Origin of the sequence: Jiella mangrovi (assembly GCF_017815135.1) — a bacterium.
In the GTDB taxonomy this organism is placed as follows: Bacteria; Pseudomonadota; Alphaproteobacteria; order Rhizobiales; family Rhizobiaceae; genus Jiella; species Jiella mangrovi.
The window spans coordinates 409953-430828 of record NZ_JAGJCF010000003.1 but is presented as its reverse complement, the minus strand read 5'-3'; the positions used below and the strand labels follow the sequence as shown (position 1 = coordinate 430828).

16 protein-coding genes are annotated in these 20876 nt (G+C 64.4%); 8 read left to right on the top strand and 8 right to left on the bottom strand.

What is annotated here, in order from left to right; all coding sequences use genetic code 11:
* Positions 1 to 24 precede the first annotated feature (24 nt).
* The 3 genes from J6595_RS07265 to coaD all read right to left on the bottom strand — a co-directional run bounded on the left by J6595_RS07265 (position 25) and on the right by coaD (position 1929).
* Positions 25 to 495 carry a peptidylprolyl isomerase gene (locus J6595_RS07265; protein ID WP_209593772.1) on the bottom strand — a complete coding sequence of 157 codons (471 nt, stop codon included), beginning with the start codon at positions 493 to 495 and terminating at the stop codon, positions 25 to 27.
* A gap of 321 nt (positions 496 to 816) precedes the next feature.
* Complete coding sequence (locus J6595_RS07260; RefSeq protein ID WP_209593771.1) at positions 817 to 1407, bottom strand: peptidylprolyl isomerase; 591 nt, start codon at positions 1405 to 1407, stop codon at positions 817 to 819.
* Between the two features lie 27 nt (positions 1408 to 1434).
* Complete coding sequence (coaD, locus tag J6595_RS07255; protein WP_209593770.1) at positions 1435 to 1929, bottom strand: pantetheine-phosphate adenylyltransferase; 495 nt, start codon at positions 1927 to 1929, stop codon at positions 1435 to 1437.
* A 167-nt stretch (positions 1930 to 2096) separates the two neighbouring features.
* Here coaD and J6595_RS07250 point away from each other — a divergent pair, with 167 nt between their 5' ends.
* Positions 2097 to 2288, top strand: coding sequence for a hypothetical protein (locus J6595_RS07250; protein ID WP_209593769.1), 192 nt, complete (start codon positions 2097 to 2099; stop codon positions 2286 to 2288).
* Between the two features lie 183 nt (positions 2289 to 2471).
* Here the strand turns inward: J6595_RS07250 and gyrA are convergent, their stop codons facing one another.
* Entirely contained in the window at positions 2472 to 5201 is a 2730-nt protein-coding gene (gene gyrA / locus J6595_RS07245; protein ID WP_425342130.1) for a DNA gyrase subunit A, read from the bottom strand.
* Between the two features lie 398 nt (positions 5202 to 5599).
* Between gyrA and J6595_RS07240 the strand changes: the two genes are divergently transcribed.
* The gene (locus tag J6595_RS07240) at positions 5600 to 6250 is read left to right on the top strand and encodes a MarC family protein (RefSeq protein ID WP_209593767.1); all 651 of its coding nucleotides are present in this window, start codon (positions 5600 to 5602) and stop codon (positions 6248 to 6250) included.
* A gap of 103 nt (positions 6251 to 6353) precedes the next feature.
* Complete coding sequence (locus tag J6595_RS07235) at positions 6354 to 7346, top strand: cation diffusion facilitator family transporter (RefSeq protein ID WP_209593766.1); 993 nt, start codon at positions 6354 to 6356, stop codon at positions 7344 to 7346.
* 318 nt (positions 7347 to 7664) lie between these two features.
* Here the strand turns inward: J6595_RS07235 and ssb are convergent, their stop codons facing one another.
* The gene (ssb, locus tag J6595_RS07230; protein ID WP_209593765.1) at positions 7665 to 8168 is read right to left on the bottom strand and encodes a single-stranded DNA-binding protein; all 504 of its coding nucleotides are present in this window, start codon (positions 8166 to 8168) and stop codon (positions 7665 to 7667) included.
* A 311-nt stretch (positions 8169 to 8479) separates the two neighbouring features.
* On the opposite strand from ssb, the gene uvrA reads away from it, so the two are divergent.
* A complete protein-coding gene (gene uvrA, locus J6595_RS07225) occupies positions 8480 to 11401 on the top strand; it encodes an excinuclease ABC subunit UvrA (protein WP_209593764.1) in 2922 nt (973 codons plus the stop codon).
* A gap of 66 nt (positions 11402 to 11467) precedes the next feature.
* A complete protein-coding gene (locus J6595_RS07220; protein WP_209593763.1) occupies positions 11468 to 12280 on the top strand; it encodes a DUF72 domain-containing protein in 813 nt (270 codons plus the stop codon).
* Positions 12281 to 12493: 213 nt separating this feature from the next.
* Here the strand turns inward: J6595_RS07220 and J6595_RS07215 are convergent, their stop codons facing one another.
* On the bottom strand, positions 12494 to 14614 hold the full coding sequence (locus tag J6595_RS07215) for a hypothetical protein (RefSeq protein WP_209593762.1): 2121 nt from the start codon (positions 14612 to 14614) through the stop codon (positions 12494 to 12496).
* A 52-nt stretch (positions 14615 to 14666) separates the two neighbouring features.
* A complete protein-coding gene (locus J6595_RS07210; protein WP_209593761.1) occupies positions 14667 to 15959 on the bottom strand; it encodes an adenylosuccinate synthase in 1293 nt (430 codons plus the stop codon).
* Positions 15960 to 16291: 332 nt separating this feature from the next.
* On the opposite strand from J6595_RS07210, the gene J6595_RS07205 reads away from it, so the two are divergent.
* The gene (locus tag J6595_RS07205; RefSeq protein ID WP_209593760.1) at positions 16292 to 17191 is read left to right on the top strand and encodes a DMT family transporter; all 900 of its coding nucleotides are present in this window, start codon (positions 16292 to 16294) and stop codon (positions 17189 to 17191) included.
* Positions 17192 to 17644: 453 nt separating this feature from the next.
* Here the strand turns inward: J6595_RS07205 and rpmE are convergent, their stop codons facing one another.
* Complete coding sequence (rpmE, locus tag J6595_RS07200) at positions 17645 to 17866, bottom strand: 50S ribosomal protein L31 (protein WP_209593759.1); 222 nt, start codon at positions 17864 to 17866, stop codon at positions 17645 to 17647.
* Positions 17867 to 18062: 196 nt separating this feature from the next.
* On the opposite strand from rpmE, the gene J6595_RS07195 reads away from it, so the two are divergent.
* A complete protein-coding gene (locus tag J6595_RS07195) occupies positions 18063 to 19895 on the top strand; it encodes an ABC transporter transmembrane domain-containing protein (RefSeq protein ID WP_209593758.1) in 1833 nt (610 codons plus the stop codon).
* A gap of 89 nt (positions 19896 to 19984) precedes the next feature.
* Positions 19985 to 20875 carry a serine hydrolase domain-containing protein gene (locus J6595_RS07190; RefSeq protein ID WP_209593757.1) on the top strand — a complete coding sequence of 297 codons (891 nt, stop codon included), beginning with the start codon at positions 19985 to 19987 and terminating at the stop codon, positions 20873 to 20875.
* The last annotated feature ends 1 nt before the right edge of the window (position 20876 follow it).

Here is a 20876-nt window from a genome sequence, read left to right as displayed (position 1 = left end):
TCGCGTTCGCTTTTCCGACCGCCGTCAGATGTCGGCGGCGACCCGCATGGTGGTGATGGAGTCGGGATCGCGAACCGGCTCGCCGCGCTTGATCTTGTCGACGTTGTCCATCCCTTCGATGACTTCGCCCCAGACCGAATACTGCTTGTTCAGCCAGGGCGCGTCTTCGAAGCAGATGAAGAACTGCGAGTTGGCCGAATTGGGATTGGCCGTGCGGGCCGCCGAGACGGTCCCGCGCTTGTGGGATTCAGCCGAAAATTCCGCGGCGAGATCGGGCTTGTCCGAACCGCCCGTGCCGGTGCCCGTCGGATCGCCGGTCTGAGCCATGAAGCCGTCGATCACCCGGTGGAAGACGACGCCGTCGTAAAAGCCTTCGCGGGCGAGTTCCTTGACCCGAGCGACATGGTTGGGCGCAAGGTCCGGCCGCAGCTTGATCACCACCTTACCCTTCGTGGTCTCCAGAACGAGTGTATCTTCCGGATTTTCATAGGCCATTGTGACGTCCTCTCATTGCGTTTGGCGGGGTGAAGCTCGTGTCAGCCCGTTTGGCAGACGCTCAGCTGAACTTCAAACTGGAAACAGGCACGCGATCATAGAGTTGCCGAGTGCCGTCTCGATTGCGCAGTCCATCACAGGCACGGCGGCCCTTTGACGAACGACGCAAGCAACACCCTGGCGCCGAATTGCCGGGACAAGCCCGGCGACGATGACGGCTGTTTGGACGTTTGCGCAAGGCGGCGCAAGGGGAGCGCCGAACAGTGCCGGCAACGAGACGCCTTAAAAGACGCCGTCGCAAGGGCATGACCGGCCGCCGGCCTATTTTTTGTCAGCCGCGACACGGACCGTGAGCATCTTGTCGGGATTGTCGACAGCGCCGTTCGCCTGCTGGTCGCCCTTCTTGATCTTGTCGACCACGTCCATGCCTTTGATCACGTCGCCGACGATGGTGTACTGACCATCGAGGAAGTCGCCATCGGCGAGCATGATGAAGAACTGCGAATTGGCCGAGTTCGGATCCTGGGCTCGCGCCATGCCCACAGTGCCGCGGTCGAACGTCTCCTTGGAGAATTCGGCCTTGAGGTCGGGCAGCTTCGAGCCGCCCATACCGGCCCGCTGCGGGTTGAAGGTCGGGCTGCCCTCCTTGCCGAATTCGACGTCGCCGGTCTGGGCCATGAAGCCGTCGATCACCCGGTGGAAGACGACACCGTCGTAAGCCCCCTCGCGGGCGAGCGTCTTGATCCGCTCGACGTGCTTGGGTGCGAGATCGGGCCGCAGCTGGATGTCGATTTCGCCGTCCTTGGTCTCGATGACCAGCGTGTTCTGCGGATCGACCTTCGGCGCAGCGGACGCCGCCAGCGCCGAAACCGACATCGCGACCGCAAGGCCGAGCGTTGCAACGAGTTTCATGATCTTCCCCAATTGATATCAGACCGGCTATTGCGGGCCGTATTTCCCCCGGATCGCCGCAGCGACATGGGCCGGAACGAAACGCGAAACGTCCCCGCCCATGGCTGCGATCTGCCGAACCAATGTGGCGGTAATGGGCCTCGTAGCGGGCGTTGCGGGCAAAAACACGGTGACGATCTCGGAGCGCATGGCGCCGTTCATCCCGGCCATCTGCATCTCGTAGTCGAGATCGGTGCCGTCCCTGATGCCGCGGATCAGCGCGGCAGCGCCCGCCTTCGCCGCGGCATCGACCACGAGCCCGTCGAAGGAGACCACCGACACCCGCCCGGGTTCGGCACGTCCGGCAAGGCAGGAGCGGATCATCTCAGCCCGTTCGTCGAAGGAGAACAGCGGCTTCTTGCCGGGATGGACGCCGATCGCCACGACGACCTCGTCGAAGATCCGCAATGCGCCTTCGAGCACGGCCAGATGTCCATTCGTCATCGGATCGAATGATCCCGGATAGAATGCACGGCTTGTCATGTTCACCGCCTTTTCACGCCAATTCGACGCGCTCACGCAAAATTTGATCGCTGATTGGAGCCAGCAATACTTACATCAGCCATACACGGCCGAAAGGATCCCGATAACGCGCTTTTTGGATACCCAATTGATCGCCGTCGCCCGCCGCGAAGAAAAATTGGAACAAATTGCGCGAAAATCTGTTTTCAGGTCGAATTGGAGATGCGCACATGCTGATGATCGCACTGTCTATGACGATGATCCTGACCCTCGCGACCGCGACGGCGATTGCTCTGAAGGAAGAGCGTGACGACGCCAGCATCAAGGTGCTGGCGAAGAAGCAGGACGGTTTTGGCTTTCGGTCCACCACCCGTCGCTGATCGCTCGGAAAATAGCGAACCCAGCTCGGATGCCGCCCTACCGGTGTGCGAAGGCGGTTGGCGATAGCGGAAGAATATGCTTCAAGTCGCGACAGGCTGATGCCCGGTTGCTGGATGAGTTTAGTCTCATGAATCGACAAAGCCACCCCAGATTTCTGGAGTGGCTTTTTTCATGCGGATCAATCAGCTCTGTGGATCGTCGTCGCCCGGAACATCGCCCGCAGCGCCGGCATCGTCTTCGCCATCCGGCCCCTCGGCGGGATCGGTGAGATCTTCCTCCGCTTCCCCCGCCTCGTCGCTTCCCTGATCGGGAATACGCTCGACTGACACCACGCGCTCGCCATCGGCGGTGCGGAAGATCGTGACGCCGCCGGTCGAACGGCCCTTCATGCCGATGCCGTCGATCGGGACGCGGATGACCTGGCCGCGATCGGTGACCAGCAGCAGCTGATCCTCGCTTTCCACCGGGAAGCCGGCGACCAGCTGGCCGAGCTTGTCGAGCCGGTTCGTGTCGGTGGCGCGGATGCCCTTGCCGCCGCGGCCCGAGGTGCGGAACTCGTAGGACGACGAGCGCTTGCCGTAGCCGAACTCGCTGATCGTCAGGATGAATTCCTCATTGGCACCGAGGAAGGCATAGCGCTCCTGATCGATGGAAACGTCCTCGACGCCCTCTTCCTCGACCGAAGTAGCCTCGGCGCCAGCCTCGCCATTGGCGTCGCCTTCGACCGCCCGGCGCATTTTCAGATAGGACGAGCGCTCAGCCGGCGTCGCATCGACGTGACGCAGGATCGCCATGGAGACGACGCTCTCGCCCTCGCCGAGGGAGATGCCCCTGACGCCGACGGAGTTGCGCCCGGCAAAGACGCGCACATCCGTCGTCGGGAAGCGGATGCACTGGCCCGAGGACGCCGTCAGAAGCACGTCGTCGTCTTCCGAGCAGGTGGCGACGGCGAGAATCTCGTCGCCATCATCCTCGAGCTTCATGGCGATCTTGCCGTTGCGGTTGACCTGGACGAAGTCCGACAGCTTGTTGCGCCGCACGGTGCCCCGGGTGGTCGCGAACATCACGTTCAGCCGCTCGGCCGCATCCGGATCGCTCGGCAGCGGCAGGATCGAGGTGATCCGCTCGTTCTTTTCGAGCGGCAGAAGGTTGATCAGCGCCTTGCCCCGCGCCTGCGGCGTCGACAGCGGCAGCCGCCAGACCTTTTCCTTGTAGACGATGCCGCGCGAGGAGAAGAACAGCACCGGCGTGTGGGTGTTGGCGACGAACAGCCGCGTCACCGAATCCTCGTCGTTCTTCAAGGACATGCCCGAGCGGCCCTTGCCGCCGCGCCGCTGCGCCCGGTAGGTGGCGAGTGGCACGCGCTTGATGTAGCCGGTATGGGTCACGGTGACGACCATGTCCTCGCGCGGGATCAGGTCCTCGTCGTCCATGTCGGCCGCGCCCTCGCTGAGCTCGGTGCGGCGCGGCGTCGCGAACTCGTCGCGAATGGCGATGAGTTCCGCCTTGATGATCTCGCGCACCTTCACGCGCGACGACAGGATTTCCAGATATTCCTTGATCTCGGCGCCGATCTTGTTGAGCTCGTCGCCAATCTCGTCGCGGCCGAGCGCCGTCAGGCGCTGCAGGCGGAGGTCGAGGATCGCCCGCGCCTGCGCCTCGGAAAGCCGGTAGGTGCCTTCCTCCGAAATGCGGTGGCGCGGATCGTCGATCAGCCGGATCAGCGGCGCGACGTCCTTGGCGTCCCACTCGCGGGTCATCAGCTGTTCGCGCGCCGTCGCCGGATCGGGCGCCTGGCGGATCAGCTTGATCACCTCGTCGATATTGGCAACGGCGATGGCAAGACCGACGAGGACGTGGGCCCGCTCACGCGCCTTGCGCAGAAGGTACTTGGTGCGCCGGTTGACGACTTCCTCGCGGAAGGCGACGAAGGCCGACAGCATGTCGGTCAGCGTGAGCTGCTCCGGCTTGCCGCCGTTCAGCGCCACCATGTTGGCGCCGAAGGAGGTCTGCAGCGGCGTGAAGCGGTAGAGCTGGTTGAGGACGACGTCGGAGGACGCGTCGCGCTTCAATTCGACGACGACCCGGTAGCCGTCGCGGTCGGATTCATCGCGGATGTCGGAGATGCCCTCGATGCGCTTGTCGCGCACGAGATCGGCCATCTTCTCGATCATCGACGCCTTGTTCACCTGATAGGGAACCTCGGTGACGATGATCGCCTCCCGCTCGCCGCGGATCTGCTCGACATGCACCTTGCCGCGCATCAGAATCGAGCCGCGGCCGGTCGAATAGGCCGACATGATGCCGGCCCGCCCGAGCACCAGCGCGCCGGTCGGGAAATCGGGCCCCGGAATGATCTCGACAAGCTCTTCCAGCGTGATCGCCGGATTGTCGATCATCGCGATGGTGCCGTCGATCACCTCGCCGAGATTGTGCGGCGGAATGTTCGTCGCCATGCCGACGGCGATGCCGCCCGAACCGTTGACGAGGAGATTCGGGAACCGCGCCGGCAGGACCACCGGCTCCATCTCGCGGCCGTCGTAGTTCTCCTGGAAATCGACCGTTTCCTTGTCGATGTCCTCGAGCATCGGATCGGCGATCTTCTGCAGCCGGCACTCGGTGTAGCGCATGGCCGCCGGCGGATCGCCGTCGATCGAGCCGAAATTGCCCTGCCCGTCGATCAGCGGCGCGCGCAGCGACCAGTCCTGCGCCATGCGCACCAGCGCATCGTAGATCGCCGAGTCGCCATGGGGATGGAACTTACCCATCACCTCGCCGACGACACCGGCGGACTTGCGATAGGACTTGGTCGAATTCAGCCCCATCTCGTGCATCGCGTAGAGAATGCGCCGATGCACCGGCTTCAGGCCGTCGCGCACATCGGGCAATGCGCGCGACACGATCACGCTCATGGCGTAATCGAGATAGCTGCGCTGCATCTCCTCGATGATGGAAATGGAATCAATGCCGCTTCCCGGCCCTCCGGTCGGGGGCGGTGGCGGCGTATTCTCGTTTTCGTCTGCCAAGAAGATATCCTGATCAGCGGATTTCGCTGGCTACGCTATAGCGCGGCGAGGCGCCGAGCGCAAATTTTTACCCCATGGCAGGCCAGACAAAACTCCATTTTTCACAAGGACTTACGCCAAGGGTTAAAGAAAGTTGGGCATCGCCTTGTGGGAGTCCGGTGTCATTGCCTGAAAGAGCACGAATCGTTTGCAAATTGCGCGGCGCCGCCCCCTTGAAGTCCTTGCTCGGCAACGGGAAGCTGTTACGCAGGATCGCATCTCTAGGCTCCCGGCGGTGACCCCCAATGTTCGACGTCCTTTTGAATGGCTTCACCACCCTGTTCGTCATCCTCGATCCTCTCGGGCTGATCCCGCTCTTTCTCGCTTTGACCCCTGGAGCGAGCTCACAGGCGCGCAGCAAGATCGCCCTCAGGGCCTCGATCATCGCCTTCGCCATCCTCGCCCTGTTCGGTCTGACGGGCCTCGCTCTTCTCGAAGTCCTCGGTATCACCCTCGGGGCTTTCCGCCTCGCCGGCGGGCTGTTCCTGTTCTGGATCGGCTTCGAGCTGGTTTTCGAGAAGCGCTCGGAGCGCAAGCAGAAGAGCGCCAGTCAGGCGATAGACGAGCAGGACAGCGGCGACGTCGCGGCCTTCCCGCTGGCGATCCCGCTGATGGCAGGTCCCGGCGCGATCTCGGCGGTCATCCTGCTTTCCGGCAATCTGCCGGGCGTCGTCGGCAAGGCGGCGCTTCTGGCCGTCGTCTTCGCCGCGATGCTGGTGACCTTCGCTTTTCTCGCCATCGCCCACCGGCTCGACCGGTTCCTCGGTGCCACCAGCCGCGCCGTCATTTCGCGGCTCCTCGGCGTCCTTCTTGCAGCGCTCGCCGTCCAGTTCGTCGCCGATGGCGCGGCGGCCCTCATGCAAACGACCGGCACCGTCGCTCCGCCGTCCGCATAACGCGCACCGGACGGATCGCGCCGACACCGCGCAATTCGGCCCGTGACGCAACGTTTCGCGCCATCGCGTGTTGTTCGCTCGATCACGAAAAGGAGAGCTGAGAATGGCGGAAAGCGAAAAGCAGACGGGCGGATCGGACAGCTCCGAGGGAAGCAAAGGCGCGATCATAGCCGCCGCTGGCGCAAACCTCGCGATCGCGGTGACCAAATTCGTCGCCGCGCTGTTCACCGGCTCGTCGTCGATGATGGCGGAAGGCTTCCATTCGGTGATCGACACCGCCAATCAGGGCTTTCTCTTGATCGGCCTCGCCAAATCCAAGAAGCCCCCGGACGAAAAACACCCCTTCGGCTATGGCGCCGAAGTGTATTTCTGGTCCTTCCTCGTCGCCATCTTCCTCTTCGCCCTGGGCGCCGGCTTCTCGACCTATGAAGGCGTGATGGGGCTTATCTCCGGCGAGAGCGAACTGACCTCACCCCTCGTGGCGCTCGGCGTCCTGTTCCTCGCCTTCTGCTTCGAGGGCTATTCCTGGTCGGTCGCCTTCAAGGAGTTTCAGCACCGGCGTCGCGGCGAAGGCTTCCTGCGCGACTTCCGCAACATGAAGGATCCGTCGATCTTCGTGGTGCTGTTCGAGGACACCGCCGCCTGCATCGGCATCGTCATCGCCGCCATCGGCGTCGGGCTTTCCTGGGCGACGGGCATTCACATCTTCGACGCCATCGGCTCGATTCTCATCGGCATCCTTCTCGGCGTCACCGCCATCCTGCTCGCCATCGAGGTCAAAGGCCTGATCATCGGCGAGGCCGCTGGTCCAGAGGTCGATCGCTTCGTCCGCGATCATCTCGGCAGCAAGAGCGAAATCGCCGCGATCAACGAGATGCGGACGCTGCATCTCGGACCCTCGGACGTGCTGCTGACACTCAGCGTCGACTTCAAGGACGACGTCGTCTCGCAACGGATCGAATCGATCGTCACCGAAACGGAACGGAAGGTTCGCGACGAGTTTCCCATCGTCAGGAAAGTCTATGTCGAGGTGCAGTCGCAGACCGGTCACCGGGACATGAAGGTCGAAGACGCCGAAGCGCATCCCGCGGCCTGACCCCTGAGCGATGCCGCCTCGTCGCGGCATCGCTTTCACCGCCCGGTGCGAGCGCTGCAGTTTCATGTGCCGTGCCGCGAAACGTGGCACGGCAGACGCGGCATCAGCCGCTTCGGCCTCTTCGCCCAATCGGCATTATCCCTGGCGCCAAGACAGCCGCGACGAAAATCAGAATCGAATTTCTCAAAGCACGAGTCACCGATTCATATGCTCAGAACGCCTTTGCGCGTCCGATAGGGATGAAGGCGCTCTGCCCGGTGCCGCGTCCAGACCAGAACGATTCTCCCCCGAAGATCACCCTCAGGGGCAATGCCCACCTCAGAACGGGATTTCGTCGTCGAGATCGTTGGAGCGACCGCCGCCGTAATTGCCGCGATCATTGTTGCCGCCACCACGGTCCGGTCCACCGCGATCGTAGCCACCGCCGCCACCACCGCTGCCGCCTCGGCCGCCACCGCCCTCACCATCGCCGCGGCCGCCGAGCAACTGAAGCTCGCCGCGGAAACGCTGGAGCACGACTTCGGTGGTATATTTCTTCTGGCCGGACTGATCCTCCCAGGAGCGCGTCTGCAGCTGGCCCTCGATATAGACCGTCGATCCCTTCTTCAGATACTGCTCGGCAACCTTGACGAGGTTCTCGTTGAAGATCACCACATTGTGCCATTCGGTCCGCTCGCGGCGCTCGCCCGACGACTTGTCGCGCCAGTTTTCCGAGGTCGCGATCCTGAGATTTGCGACGGCATCGCCGGAATTCAGCCGGCGGATCTCCGGATCGGCGCCGAGATTTCCCACCAAAATGACCTTGTTGACGCTTCCCGCCATGCCCGTACTCCAAATTCGAATAAGTTGCGCAGACCCTAAACGACCGCGTCAGCCGACGAAAGCCGGCGGAGCCCGCACGAGCCCATCGTCCACGCCTTCATTTTTCCGGCCCTGCACTGCCGGGATGTTGATTTACCGATCGACTTCGCTCTTGCGCCGGACGATTTTCACGGTATAGAACAAAAAAAGAACACGCAAGGGGCGAGTCCGAGAATCGGGCTTCATGCGAACCCCGCCTTGGAGTTCGGGCGCAGAGTCTTAAGTAGTGGCCTGCCCCTCGGACAAAGACATTAGACGGACCGGCGACTTTCATGGCCGAATTGAAGACCATTTCCATTCGCGGCGCACGCGAGCACAATCTGAAGGGCGTCGATCTCGACCTGCCCCGCGACAAGCTCATCGTGATGACGGGCTTGTCGGGCTCGGGGAAATCCTCGCTGGCCTTCGACACGATCTATGCCGAGGGCCAGCGCCGCTATGTCGAGAGCCTCTCGGCCTATGCCCGGCAGTTCCTCGAAATGATGCAGAAGCCCGACGTCGACCAGATCGACGGGCTGTCGCCGGCGATCTCGATCGAGCAGAAGACGACCTCGAAGAACCCGCGCTCGACGGTCGGAACCGTCACCGAGATCTACGACTATCTGCGCCTGCTCTTCGCCCGCGTCGGGATCCCCTATTCCCCGGCGACAGGCCTGCCGATCGAGAGCCAGACCGTCAGCCAGATGGTCGACCGGGTGCTGGCGCTCGAAGAGGGCACGCGGCTCTACCTGCTGGCGCCGATGATCCGCGGCCGCAAGGGCGAGTATCGCAAGGAACTCGCGGAGTTGCAGCGCAAGGGCTTCCAGCGCGTCAAGATCGACGGCGAGTATCACGAGATCGCCGACGCGCCGGCACTCGACAAGAAGTACAAGCACGACATCGACGTGGTCGTCGACCGCATCGTCGTTCGCGAGGACATGAAGTCCCGGCTGGCCGATTCCATCGAGACGGCGCTCGGCCTCGCCGATGGTCTCGCCGTCGCAGAATTCGCCGACAAGCCGCTGCCGAAGGAGCGGCTCGCCGATGCCGGCGCCAACCGCAACAAGAACGAGACTCACGAACGACTGCTGTTCTCGGAAAAATTCGCCTGTCCGGTTTCCGGTTTCACGATTTCGGAGATCGAGCCGCGGCTGTTCTCCTTCAACAACCCCTTCGGCGCCTGTCCGACCTGCGACGGCCTCGGCTCGCAGCAGGCGGTCGATCCCAAGCTGATCGTTCCGAACGAGGGGCTGACGCTGAAGGCGGGCGCCATCGCGCCATGGGCGAAATCCACCTCCCCCTATTACGGCCAGACGCTGGACGGCCTCGGCAGGGTCTACGGCTTCAAACAGACCGATCGCTGGTCCGATCTGTCGGACAAGGCCAGACAGGCGATACTTTTCGGCACGGGGCGGGAAAAGATCGAGTTCCGCTACAAGGACGGCATCCGCTCCTACGCGACCACCAAGACCTTCGAGGGCATCGTCAACAATCTCTCCCGCCGCTGGAAGGAGACCGAATCGGCCTTCATGCGTGAAGAGATCGAGCGCTTCATGTCGGCGACGCCCTGCCCTGCCTGCAGCGGCTACCGGCTGAAGCCCGAGGCGTTGGCGGTGAAGATCGCCGGGCGGCATGTCGGCGAGGTCACCGCCTTGTCGATACGAGACGCCGCGGCGTGGTTCGAGGCGCTGCCCGCCGATCTGAACGAAAAGCAGAACGCCATTGCCGTACGCATCCTCAAGGAGATTCGCGAGCGGCTGCGCTTTCTCAACGATGTCGGCCTCGACTATCTGACCCTGTCGCGCAGCTCCGGCACGCTGTCCGGCGGCGAAAGCCAGCGCATCCGCCTTGCCTCGCAGATCGGTTCGGGCCTAACCGGCGTTCTCTACGTCCTCGACGAGCCGTCGATCGGCCTCCACCAGCGCGACAATGCGCGCCTGCTCGATACGCTGAAGCACCTGCGCGACATCGGCAACACCGTCATCGTCGTCGAACATGACGAAGACGCCATTCTTGCCGCCGACTACGTCGTCGACATCGGCCCGGCTGCCGGTATCCACGGCGGCGAAGTGATCGCCTCGGGAACGCCGGGCGAGATCATGGCCCATCCCAAATCGCTGACCGGCCGCTATCTCGCCGGCGACCTCGGCGTGCCGGTGCCCGACAAGCGGCGCAAGGCGCCGAAGAACAAGCGGCTGAAGGTCGTCGGAGCGCGGGGCAACAATCTCAAGGACGTGACCGCCGAAGTGCCGCTCGGCGTCTTTTGCTGCGTGACCGGTGTTTCGGGCGGCGGCAAATCGACCTTCCTGATCGAGACCCTGTTCAAGGCGGCATATCGGCGGATCGCAAACGGTCGCGACATTCCGGCCGAACACGACCGCATCGAGGGGCTCGAACTTCTCGACAAGGTCATCGACATCGACCAGTCGCCGATCGGCCGCACGCCGCGGTCGAACCCGGCCACCTATACCGGCGCCTTCACACCGATCCGCGACTGGTTTGCCGCGCTTCCCGAGGCGAAGGCGCGCGGCTATCAGCCCGGCCGCTTCTCCTTCAACGTCAAGGGCGGGCGCTGCGAGGCCTGCCAGGGCGACGGCGTCATCAAGATCGAGATGCACTTCCTGCCGGACGTCTACGTCACCTGCGACGTGTGCAAGGGCAAGCGCTACAATCGCGAGACGCTGGAGGTCACCTTCAAGGAAAAGTCGATCGCCGACGTTCTCGACATGACGGTCGAGGAAGGCGTGAATTTCTTCTCCGCCGTCCCTGTCGTGCGCGACAAGCTGGTGACGCTGAACGAGGTCGGTCTCGGCTACATCAAGATCGGCCAGCAGGCGACGACGCTGTCGGGCGGCGAGGCCCAGCGCGTCAAGCTCGCCAAGGAACTGTCGCGCAAGGCGACCGGCAAGACCCTCTACATCCTCGACGAGCCGACGACCGGCCTGCATTTCCACGACGTCGCCAAACTCCTCGAAGTCCTTCATGACCTCGTCGATCGCGGCAACACGGTGGTGGTGATCGAGCACAATCTCGAGGTCATCAAGACCGCCGACTGGCTGATCGACATCGGTCCGGAAGGCGGCGACGGCGGCGGCGAAATCGTCGCCACCGGCACGCCGGAGGAGGTCGTCAAGGTGGAGCGCTCCTATACCGGTCGGTTTTTGAAGGAGCTGCTCGAACGGCGGCCCGGGGTAAAGAGAGAAGCGGCGGAGTGAATTGCCCCGCCGTTTGACTCGCGAGCAAGCGACCGCCTTCGAGACATGCAACACGATGTGAGGACGATGGCGAGACAGAACGGCACGATCCGAACCGGCATCGGCGGCTGGACCTTCGAGCCCTGGGACGAGACCTTCTACCCGTCCGATCTGCCGAAGAAGCGCCAGCTGGGATATGCGGCCTCGAAGCTGACGACGATCGAGGTCAACGGCACCTTCTATCGCAGCCAGAAGCCCGAGACCTTCGCCAAATGGACGAGCGAGGTGCCGGAGGGGTTCGTCTTTTCGCTGAAGGCGCCGCGCTTTGCGGTCAATCGCAGGGTGCTGGCGGAAGGCGGCGAGTCGGTCGAGCGCTTCGTCCAGTCCGGCATTGCCGAACTCGGCGAGCATCTCGGGCCGATCCTCTGGCAATTTGCCGCGACCAAGCAATTCGACCCGGAGGATTTCGCGGCCTTTCTCGCCCTGTTACCGGACAAGATCGGCGGCATCGCGCTGCGCCACGTCGTCGAGCCGCGGCATGAGAGCTTCGCGGTTCCCGAATTTACCGCTCTCTGTCGCAAGGCCGGCGTCGCCATCGTCTGCGCCGACAGCGACGAGCATCCACAGATCGCCGACGTGACGGCGAACTTCGTCTATCTGCGGCTCCAGTGCGGCGACGAGAGCATCGACACATGCTATCCGCCCAGCGGACTGGAAGAATGGGCCCGGCGGCTTGAGATCTATGCCGAAGGCGGCGAGCCCGGCGATCTGCGCAAGGCCGACCCGGCGACCCCGGCCGAAAAGACGCCCCGCGACGTCTTTGCCTATTTCATCCGTTCGGGAAAACCCCGGGCCCCGCACGGCGCGATGGCGCTGAAGGATCGCTTGCGGAAAAGCTGACGGCGCGCCGCGTGCATGGGCGAGGCTTTGCTTCCCCCCCCGACCACGGCCACCACGATCTTTAAGCGGCACCGCAATCGAACGGCGCGGCGGCTCTTCGCACACCGGCTGACGGCGTCGGCCCTTGCGTTTCACGCCCGGCGCCAGGCCTGAGGTTCGCGCATCGGCTCAGCACGAAGCTTCGACCCCGGCGTGCAACCGGGGCCGTCGGCCTTATGTCTTGGCCTGCCAGGCCTTCAGCGCGTCCTTGAACACCCGATCGCCCGGAATACCCTTTTCGATGGAGATAAGCGCCCGGCGTCCGGTCGCATAGGCGATCGGAATATCGATCCAGTTCTGGTTCTCAAGAAGCGAAAGGTTGTTCTGAACTGCCTGGTCCAAGTTATTGAGAGCGATGATGAAATAGTTATCGGAGATTTTTCCCGCAACGCCGATCAGCGGCTCCCCGCGCGCCTGCTCGGTCTCCTTCAGCGCAAGCCTCTGGACATTCGCGATACTGCCACCTGAGAAATCCTGCGGGACCTCGAACTCGAGTTCGATCACGTGGCTCGCCGGCAATGTCGGGTCGCTGTTGCGCTTGATCGTCATGGTCAGCTTGAGCTTTTCCTCCGGCACGGTGACGACGGCCTGGATGGCAGGCTCGCCCGGATTGCCCTCGCTGGCGGGCTGATTGACGAGTGTCCAGACCGCCGTTCCGGTCTCCTGCGTCCCGGGAAGATCCTCGGTCTTTTCCTGATAGAAGACGGCCTTCTGCGCGACTTCGAGCTGACCCCCACTTGCAGAGGCGCTGTCGTTCGTTGCCGTTTGCGGATCGGCCGACGTCGCGTCAGGCGCGGCCGCGTCATCGGCCTGGCCGTCAGCCTCCTGGTCGGCGTTCTGACCGCCGACGACGGCCGGATCCTGACCGATTTCGCTCGAGATCGTCGGCGTCGCGCCGGAACCCGGGGCGTTCGGGTCGACATTCGTCGCGGCCGCGACATTCGTGCCCTCGTCGAAGGCGTTGGGCGTCTTGCGCGCCGGCCCCTCGTCGACCTCGCTTCCATCGGGCAGGAGCCGCTGGGTGAAACGGCGGGTCGAAGCAGGCTCCGATTCGGCAGAAGCCGTCTCGGTCGTCTGGCTTTCGTCGCTCGGCGTTCCCGCTACGGGCTGTTCTTGCTCGTCGGTGCCGGACTGCTCGGCGATCGTCCCGATGTCGCCGGGGCTGACAAGAAGCGCCTCGATGTCGTCGCGGTAGAGCCAGGCGGCCGTGCCGGCCCCACCAAGAAGCAGAATGACCGCCGCTGCCGCCGCGATCTTGCCGCCGCTCCCCGAGCGCTGTGGCCGCCTCGTCGGATAGCGCGGGGCCGTGACGTCGGCTTCCGGAATGTCGCTGTCGTCGATGCGGATATCGCTGGGGATGCGGGTCTCGCCGCCATCGTCGTCTTCGAGGGCCTGAGGCGCATGGGGGGGCTGGCCATGGGCCTGCCGCTCGTCGGGCACGAGAAAGGGCGCGCCGATCGCCTGGGGCTGATTGCCGGTCTCCGGCTCGGCGGTCTCGGGCGGAAAGAAGGGCTCGGCCTTGCGCTCGCCATTGTCGGAACGCTGTCCCGGCATGGTTGCGGCCGGAAGCGACGGTCGGCCCTGCGCCGGTTGCTGCTGCGGGCGAGGCGCCGCAGCGCCGCCATTGGCCGGCGCCGCATCTGTCCGCGCAGCGCTGGATTGGGCACTCGGCTGAGACCCGGCATCGGGCTTTTTGGGGGGACGCGCCTGCCCCTCCGCCGGCCCGTTTCGTGCCGGCGCCGGATCTCCCATCGGCGGCATCTGGCGCGGCGGCGCGCCCTCTGGCGAGCCCTGGACCGCCGAATTTTGCCGGGGCTGAGCCGGACGGGCCTGCGGCGCCGGCTTGTCTGCCGAGGCAGCGGGCGCAGTCTCGGACGACCGCTGGTCATCGCTGGCCGGCGGTTCGGATCGGGCGGGAGCTGCGGTCTTCGGCGGAGCGGGCGCTGGCTGGACGGTCTCGCCGGCTTCGCGCTGCGGGTCTGGCCGCTGCCCGCGGCCGGCGGCGTCCTGGCCCGGCGTCTGTGGCGCAGCGGGAACGGGAGCATCAGCCTGCGCATCGGCGGCCTCTGCGGCGCCGGCCTCCTGCGCGACATAATGCGCTTCGGTGCGAGAGATCGCATCTTCGAGCGCGCCAAGCCGCGCCGAGACGATGTTCTCCGCCAAAGGCGGATTGGCCGCGTTGATCTGCCTCTGGATCGCGGCGCGGGCCTTTTCGTAGACCTTTTCCCGCATTTGCGGCGATGCACGCGGCAGGCCGTCGATGGTCTTGCGAAGAACGCCGCTCAGATCCGCCATGGAATGCAGTCACTCGCTTGTCTTGAAGGATTAAGTCCCTGCGAACTCTAATCTAGTCCTGAAACGGATCGCGAACAAGTATTGTGTCCTCGCGCTCGGGCGATGTGGACAACAGCGTCACCGGCGCTTGAACCAGCTCCTCTATGTGTCTGACATATTTGACCGCCTGCGCGGGCAGCTCGCTCCAGCTGCGGGCCCCGGCCGTCGTCGCCTGCCAGCCCTCGAAGCTTTCGTAGATCGGCTCGATGCGCTTTTGCTCGGATAGACTTGCGGGAAGATAGTCGATCGTCTCGCCATCGAGCTTGTAGCCCGTCACGACCTTGATCTCTTCGAGACCATCGAGCACATCCAGTTTGGTCAAGGCGAGGCCGTGAATGCCGTTGATGGCGACGGCCTGGCGCACCAGGACGGCATCGAACCAGCCGCAACGGCGCTTGCGCCCGGTCACGGTGCCGAATTCCTTGCCCTTTTCGCCCAGAAACTGGCCGATCTCGTTGTCCTGCTCGCTCGGAAACGGTCCCTCACCCACCCGTGTCGTATAGGCCTTGGTGATGCCGAGGACGAAACCGAGGCTGCTCGGCCCAAGTCCCGAGCCAGCCGACGCCTGTCCCGCGACCGTGTTCGACGAGGTGACGAAAGGATAGGTGCCGTGGTCGATGTCGAGCAGCGAGCCCTGGGCACCCTCGAAGAGGATGCGGTCGCCGGCCTTGCGGCGTTCGTCGAGGAGCCGCCAGACGCGGTCCATATAGGGCACGATCTCGTCGGCGACGGATGTCAGCTCCTCAAGAATCGTCGCCGCGTCGATCTCGTCCTGGCCAAGGCCGCGGCGCAGAGGATTGTGATGGGCGAGCAGGCGCTCGATTCGCTCGGGCAGTCCCTCGGGATGAGCGAGATCCATCACGCGAATGGCGCGCCGACCGACCTTGTCCTCATAGGCCGGACCGATTCCCCGGCCGGTGGTGCCGATCTTTGTGCCGGAGTTGGAGTTTTCCCGGGTGGCGTCGAGCTCGCGATGCAGCGAGAGAATCAAGGCGGCGTTGTCGGCGATCCTGAGGCTCGTCGGGTCGATGGCGACACCCTGCCCGATCAGCCGCTTGCGCTCGGCGACGAAGGCATGGGGATCGAAGACGACGCCATTGCCGATCACCGAAAGCTTGCCGTTCCGCACGACGCCGGAGGGCAACAGCGAGAGCTTGTAGGAAACGCCGTCGACGACGAGGGTGTGGCCGGCATTGTGCCCGCCTTGAAAGCGCACGACGACATCGGCCCGTTCGGACAGCCAGTCGACGATCTTGCCCTTGCCCTCGTCGCCCCACTGCGACCCGATGACGACAACGTTTGCCATGAAATTCCCCACGAAACCGCCCGTCCGCGCCCCTGGCGCGTCGGATCACTGTCGGCGATGCTTCGCCCTTGAAGCTTGAAGTGCGAGACCTTCGTCAAGCTTGCCGGCTTGAATTCGCGTCGCGCTGTTAGCGCGTCAGACCCTCGCCTGTCCACAAAGTCGGCATTTTAGTTTCCTCCTCTGCGTGTCGAGGCCAGGTGGATCGCCCCAGCTTTGCAGGCAAAATCATCGGCGGCTCTGGCCAGCAGGCACAATCACGCCTAGACAACGAACGATGCCGCGACCATCCCCCGGCCACAATGAGGGGATCGGGGTCGGCGATCGGGGAAGAAATGCCGCAGCGCCTCATCCATCCCTATCTCGTTCTGACGACCGTCGCGCTTCTGTGGGCCGGCAATGCCGTCGCCGGCAAGCTCGCCGCTGGCCACATCTCGCCGATGCTGCTGACGCTCGTGCGCTGGTTCTTCGCAACCGCCCTGGTCACGCCCTTTGCCCTGCCGCATGTTCGGGCGGACTGGTCGGTCATCCGGCCCCGGCTCGTCTATCTGTCCCTTCTCGGCGCGATCGGCTTTGCCTCCTTCAACGCGATCTTCTATCTGGCGGCGAACTATACGACCGCGATCAACATCACGATCGAGCAATCGGCGATGCCGCTGGTCGTCTTCATCGCCAATTTCGTCCTGTTCCGCACACGGGTCGCATCCTTGCAGATCCTCGGCTTCGGGCTGACCCTCCTCGGCGTCGCCCTGACGACGGCGCACGGCGATCTCGGCACGCTGCTCGGTCTCGATCTCAATCGCGGCGATGCGCTCATGGTCCTCGCTGTCCTGTTTTACGGCGGCTATACGGTCGCCCTCAGAACCAAGCCACAAATCCACTGGCTGTCGATGATCTTCGTCCTGTCAGCGGCGTCGCTGGTGGTCTCGCTCGTCTATGCGGCGATCGAGTTCGCCCTCGGTCACACGAGGCTGCCAGACCTTCAGGGCGCGACCGCGGCGGCCTATACGGCGATCTTCCCCTCGCTCATCGCACAGTCGCTCTATATCCGCGGCGTCGAGATGATCGGGCCGAACCGGGCGAACCTCTTCATCAATTTCGTGCCGGTCTTCGGTGCGCTGCTCGCCGTCGTCATCATCGGCGAAGAGCTGCACCTTTACCACGTCGTCTCGCTGATCTGCGTTCTGGGCGGAATCACGCTGGCCGAACGGGGCGCGCGCGGCCGCCGGGGCTGATCGCTCATCCCAGAGCGCCGTGCGTGCGAATGCAGGGTGCACGACAGTCTCGTCGCACGGCGCATATCGAGTGCCTGACACTCCGAGATTAGGCGTCCGCTTTTATCACGTTCGTCATGCTCGGGCCCCGTCCCGAGCATCCAGTGCGCCGATCAAGCTGCTGTTGTGTCAAACGTTTCCGGATTCTCGGGACGGAGCCCGAGAATGACGAAGCGTCGAATGGTGCGCCTTGTCGATCGAGTCGTGGCCGGCCTTCGAGGATCGCATCGTGCACACCGGTCCGAATGGATGCACGCGCTCTAACCTATTGAATCCACGCTTCGCGCTCTCAAAAACTCGATTCCGATTTTCAGGCCGATGCAGTAAATCCAACGAAAAATGGCCGGAAGCGACATGCGCTTCCGGCCATCCGAACGGTTCGCCGTCGGCGAAAACCTTAAGCCAGCACCACGATCAGATGCCGAGGCCTTCGTAACGCTTCTTGAAGCGCGAAACGCGGCCACCGCGATCGAGCAGGTGCTGGTTGCCGCCGGTCCAGGCCGGATGGCTCGTCGGGTCGATGTCGAGGTTGAGCTTGTCGCCCTCGGCGCCCCAGGTCGAGCGGGTCTGGTACTCGGTGCCGTTGGTCATCACCACGGTGATGGCGTGATATTCGGGGTGGATGTTCTTCTTCATCGCTCGCTCAGCCTTGCGCCAATAGGGGTTTCGCCAAAACATCCCCGTCGCATCGGCGAGCCCTCGTTTCAAAACCGGAGGCCCGACGCGATGTCGCGGGGATCATGAAGCTTTGATCGCTTCCAAAATCGGGTTCGAGCCTATACATGAGGCGTGGGGCCGGCACAAGCTCCGGACGGCTTTTCGCGTCCGGCTCATGGTAATGCGGACGACGGAGGCATTTGTGCCCGACGACCAGACTGCCCCCACGAGCCAGAAGAAATCACGCCGCAATCTCAAACCGCTCGGCAGGCTCGTTCCCTATCTCCTTCAGTACAAGGCGATGGTGGCAGGAGCCTGTTTTTTCCTGGCTCTCGCGGCGCTGACGACCCTGTCCCTGCCGCTCGCCGTCAGGCGCGTCATCGACCATGGCTTCATCGAGGCCGATTCCGGCCTGATCAACGCCTATTTCGGGATGCTGATGGTGCTCGCCGCGATTCTGGCGCTTGCGAGCGCCGGACGGTATTTCTTCGTCATCACCCTCGGCGAGCGGGTCGTCGCCGACCTTCGCAAGGATGTCTTTTCACATCTGACGAAACTCTCACCGACCTTCTACGACACCGCCGAATCGGGTGAGATCGTCTCGCGCCTTGCCGCCGACACGACCCAGGTGAAAGCGGCCGTCGGCTCGACCGCGTCGCTGTTCTTGAGAAACGCCATCCTCTTTCTGGGCGCGCTCGCCATGATGGTGGCGACGAGCCCGGCCCTGTCTCTCATCGTCATTGCGGCGATCCCGTTCATCGTCCTGCCGCTGGTCGCCTTTGGCCGCGGCGTCCGGCGTCGTTCGCGCCATGCGCAGGACACGCTGGCACTCGCCACCGCCTATGCCTCCGAGGCGATCGGCGCGATGCGCACCGTCCAGGCCTTCACCTCCGAGCGTGCGGTGACCGGCCGCTTCGGCGCCGCGGTGGACGAGGCTTTCGGCGCGGCGCGCGCGTCGATCAAGGCGCGGGCCCTTTTGACGGCGATCGCGATCTTCCTGATCTTCGCCTCGGTCGTCGCCGTCATGTGGATCGGCGCAGCCCGGGTCACCTCGGGGACGCTTTCGCCCGGAACGCTCAGCCAGTTCCTGCTCTATGCGGTCTTTGCCGCCGGCGCGCTCGGCCAGCTCTCCGAAGTCTGGGGCGAGCTCTCGCTGGCGGCCGGTGCTGCCGAGCGTCTTTCGGAACTCCTCGCCGAGGAACCGGTGATTCTCGCCCCGGAACAGCCGGCCGCCCTGCCCGCCCCGGCCACCGGCCGCGTTGCCTTCGAGGCCGTCGCCTTCGCCTATCCGAGCCGGCCGGACATGCCGACGCTGAACGGGCTGTCCTTCACGGTCGAACCCGGCGAGACCGTCGCGATCGTCGGCCCTTCCGGTGCCGGCAAATCGACGGTCTTTTCGCTGCTCGAACGCTTCTACGATCCGACGGGCGGGAAGATCCTCGTCGATGGCGTCGACCTGACTGCGGCCGATCCCGTCGATCTGCGCGCTCGCATCGCCCTGGTGCCCCAGGACACGACGATCTTCGCCGCATCGGCCCGCGACAACATCGCCTTCGGCGATCCCGGCGCGACCAACGAGGCGATCATCGCGGCGGCGCGGCAGGCTCTGGCAGACGGCTTCGTCACCGCTCTGCCGGAGGGCTACGACACGCTTCTTGGCGAGCGCGGCGTGACGCTGTCGGGCGGCCAGCGCCAGCGCATCGCCATCGCCCGCGCGCTCTTGCGCGACGCGCCGATCCTCCTCCTCGACGAGGCGACCTCGGCCCTCGACGCCGAAAGCGAAGTGCTCGTCCAGCAGGCGCTCGACAAGCTGATGGTCGGACGCACGACCCTCGTTATTGCCCATCGGCTTTCGACGGTCCTGAAAGCCGACCGGATCCTGGTGCTCGATCACGGGCGACTGGTCGAGGAAGGCAACCATCAAAGCCTGATCGCCAAGGGCGGCACTTACGCCCGCCTCGCCAAGCTGCAGTTCGAGGCCGGGCGGCTGGAGGACGCGGCGGAGTAGGGCTTTCAATAGACTGCGCTTCGCCCGCCCCTATCCCGCCCGCTTGAATGGAGTGCCGGCGGAACACGCTTTGGAGGGGGGAAGCGACGATGACGGAAGACGGCGTTCATGGCGTCTCACTCGACGGCTATGGCCGCGCCGCGCATGTCGGGCGAACGGACGCGGTCTTTGCCTGGTGGAGCTTCACGAAGACGATCCTCGCCATCGCCGCCCTGCGGCTTTGCCATGAGCAGCGGCTCAGCCTCGACACGCCGTTTGCAGGCCAGCCCTACACGCTGCGGCACCTCCTCCAGCACAGGGCCGGCGTGCCGGACTATTTCGCCCTCGCCGCATATCACGCCGCCGTTGCCCGCCGCGAGCCGGCCTGGCCGCGCCAGAAGCTGCTTGCGGCGACGGGGAGCGACCAGCTTGAATTCGCGCCGGGAACCGGCTGGCGCTACAGCAATGTCGGCTATCTCTTCGTCCGCGATGCCATCGAAGCGGCGACGGGCAGCGATCTGAACACCGCTCTGGAAGAACTGGTCTTCGGCCCACTCGGCCTTCGACGAACGCGCGTCGCACGAGGACCGGCCGACCTCGCCTGCGTCCACGGACCGTCGCTGCGCGGCTACGATCCCGGCTGGGTCTATCACGGCTGCGTCACCGGGCCGGCGACGGAGGCGGCTGCGATACTCGCTACAACGATGTCGGGCCGGCTCCTGCGCGCCGACAGCCTCGCGATCATGCTGGAGCGTCACGAGCTCGGCGGCGCGATCGAAGGGCGACCATGGACCTCCCACGGCTACGGTCTCGGCCTGATGATCGGCACGATGGCCGGCGCCGGGCGAGCGATCGGCCATTCGGGCGGCGGCCCCGAGGGGGTCTGCGCCGTCTATCACTTTCCCGATCTTCGAGAGCCGCGAACCATTGCCGCCTTCACGGGCGGGACGGATGAAGGCCGCGCGGAATGGTCCGCCGCGCGGCTTGCACTCGGCGCCTGAT

Excerpts from the sequence above, each read along its gene's own strand:
- J6595_RS07265 (WP_209593772.1), bottom strand. The coding sequence starts at position 495 with ATGGCCTATGAAAATCCGGAAGATACACTCGTTCTGGAGACCACGAAG.
- J6595_RS07260 (WP_209593771.1), bottom strand. The coding sequence starts at position 1,407 with ATGAAACTCGTTGCAACGCTCGGCCTTGCGGTCGCGATGTCGGTTTCG.
- coaD (WP_209593770.1), bottom strand. The coding sequence starts at position 1,929 with ATGACAAGCCGTGCATTCTATCCGGGATCATTCGATCCGATGACGAAT.
- gyrA (WP_425342130.1), bottom strand. The coding sequence starts at position 5,201 with ATGAGCGTGATCGTGTCGCGCGCATTGCCCGATGTGCGCGACGGCCTG.
- J6595_RS07240 (WP_209593767.1), top strand. The coding sequence starts at position 5,600 with ATGTTCGACGTCCTTTTGAATGGCTTCACCACCCTGTTCGTCATCCTC.
- J6595_RS07235 (WP_209593766.1), top strand. The coding sequence starts at position 6,354 with ATGGCGGAAAGCGAAAAGCAGACGGGCGGATCGGACAGCTCCGAGGGA.
- ssb (WP_209593765.1), bottom strand. The coding sequence starts at position 8,168 with ATGGCGGGAAGCGTCAACAAGGTCATTTTGGTGGGAAATCTCGGCGCC.
- uvrA (WP_209593764.1), top strand. The coding sequence starts at position 8,480 with ATGGCCGAATTGAAGACCATTTCCATTCGCGGCGCACGCGAGCACAAT.
- J6595_RS07220 (WP_209593763.1), top strand. The coding sequence starts at position 11,468 with ATGGCGAGACAGAACGGCACGATCCGAACCGGCATCGGCGGCTGGACC.
- J6595_RS07215 (WP_209593762.1), bottom strand. The coding sequence starts at position 14,614 with ATGGCGGATCTGAGCGGCGTTCTTCGCAAGACCATCGACGGCCTGCCG.
- J6595_RS07210 (WP_209593761.1), bottom strand. The coding sequence starts at position 15,959 with ATGGCAAACGTTGTCGTCATCGGGTCGCAGTGGGGCGACGAGGGCAAG.
- J6595_RS07205 (WP_209593760.1), top strand. The coding sequence starts at position 16,292 with ATGCCGCAGCGCCTCATCCATCCCTATCTCGTTCTGACGACCGTCGCG.
- rpmE (WP_209593759.1), bottom strand. The coding sequence starts at position 17,866 with ATGAAGAAGAACATCCACCCCGAATATCACGCCATCACCGTGGTGATG.
- J6595_RS07195 (WP_209593758.1), top strand. The coding sequence starts at position 18,063 with ATGGTAATGCGGACGACGGAGGCATTTGTGCCCGACGACCAGACTGCC.
- J6595_RS07190 (WP_209593757.1), top strand. The coding sequence starts at position 19,985 with ATGACGGAAGACGGCGTTCATGGCGTCTCACTCGACGGCTATGGCCGC.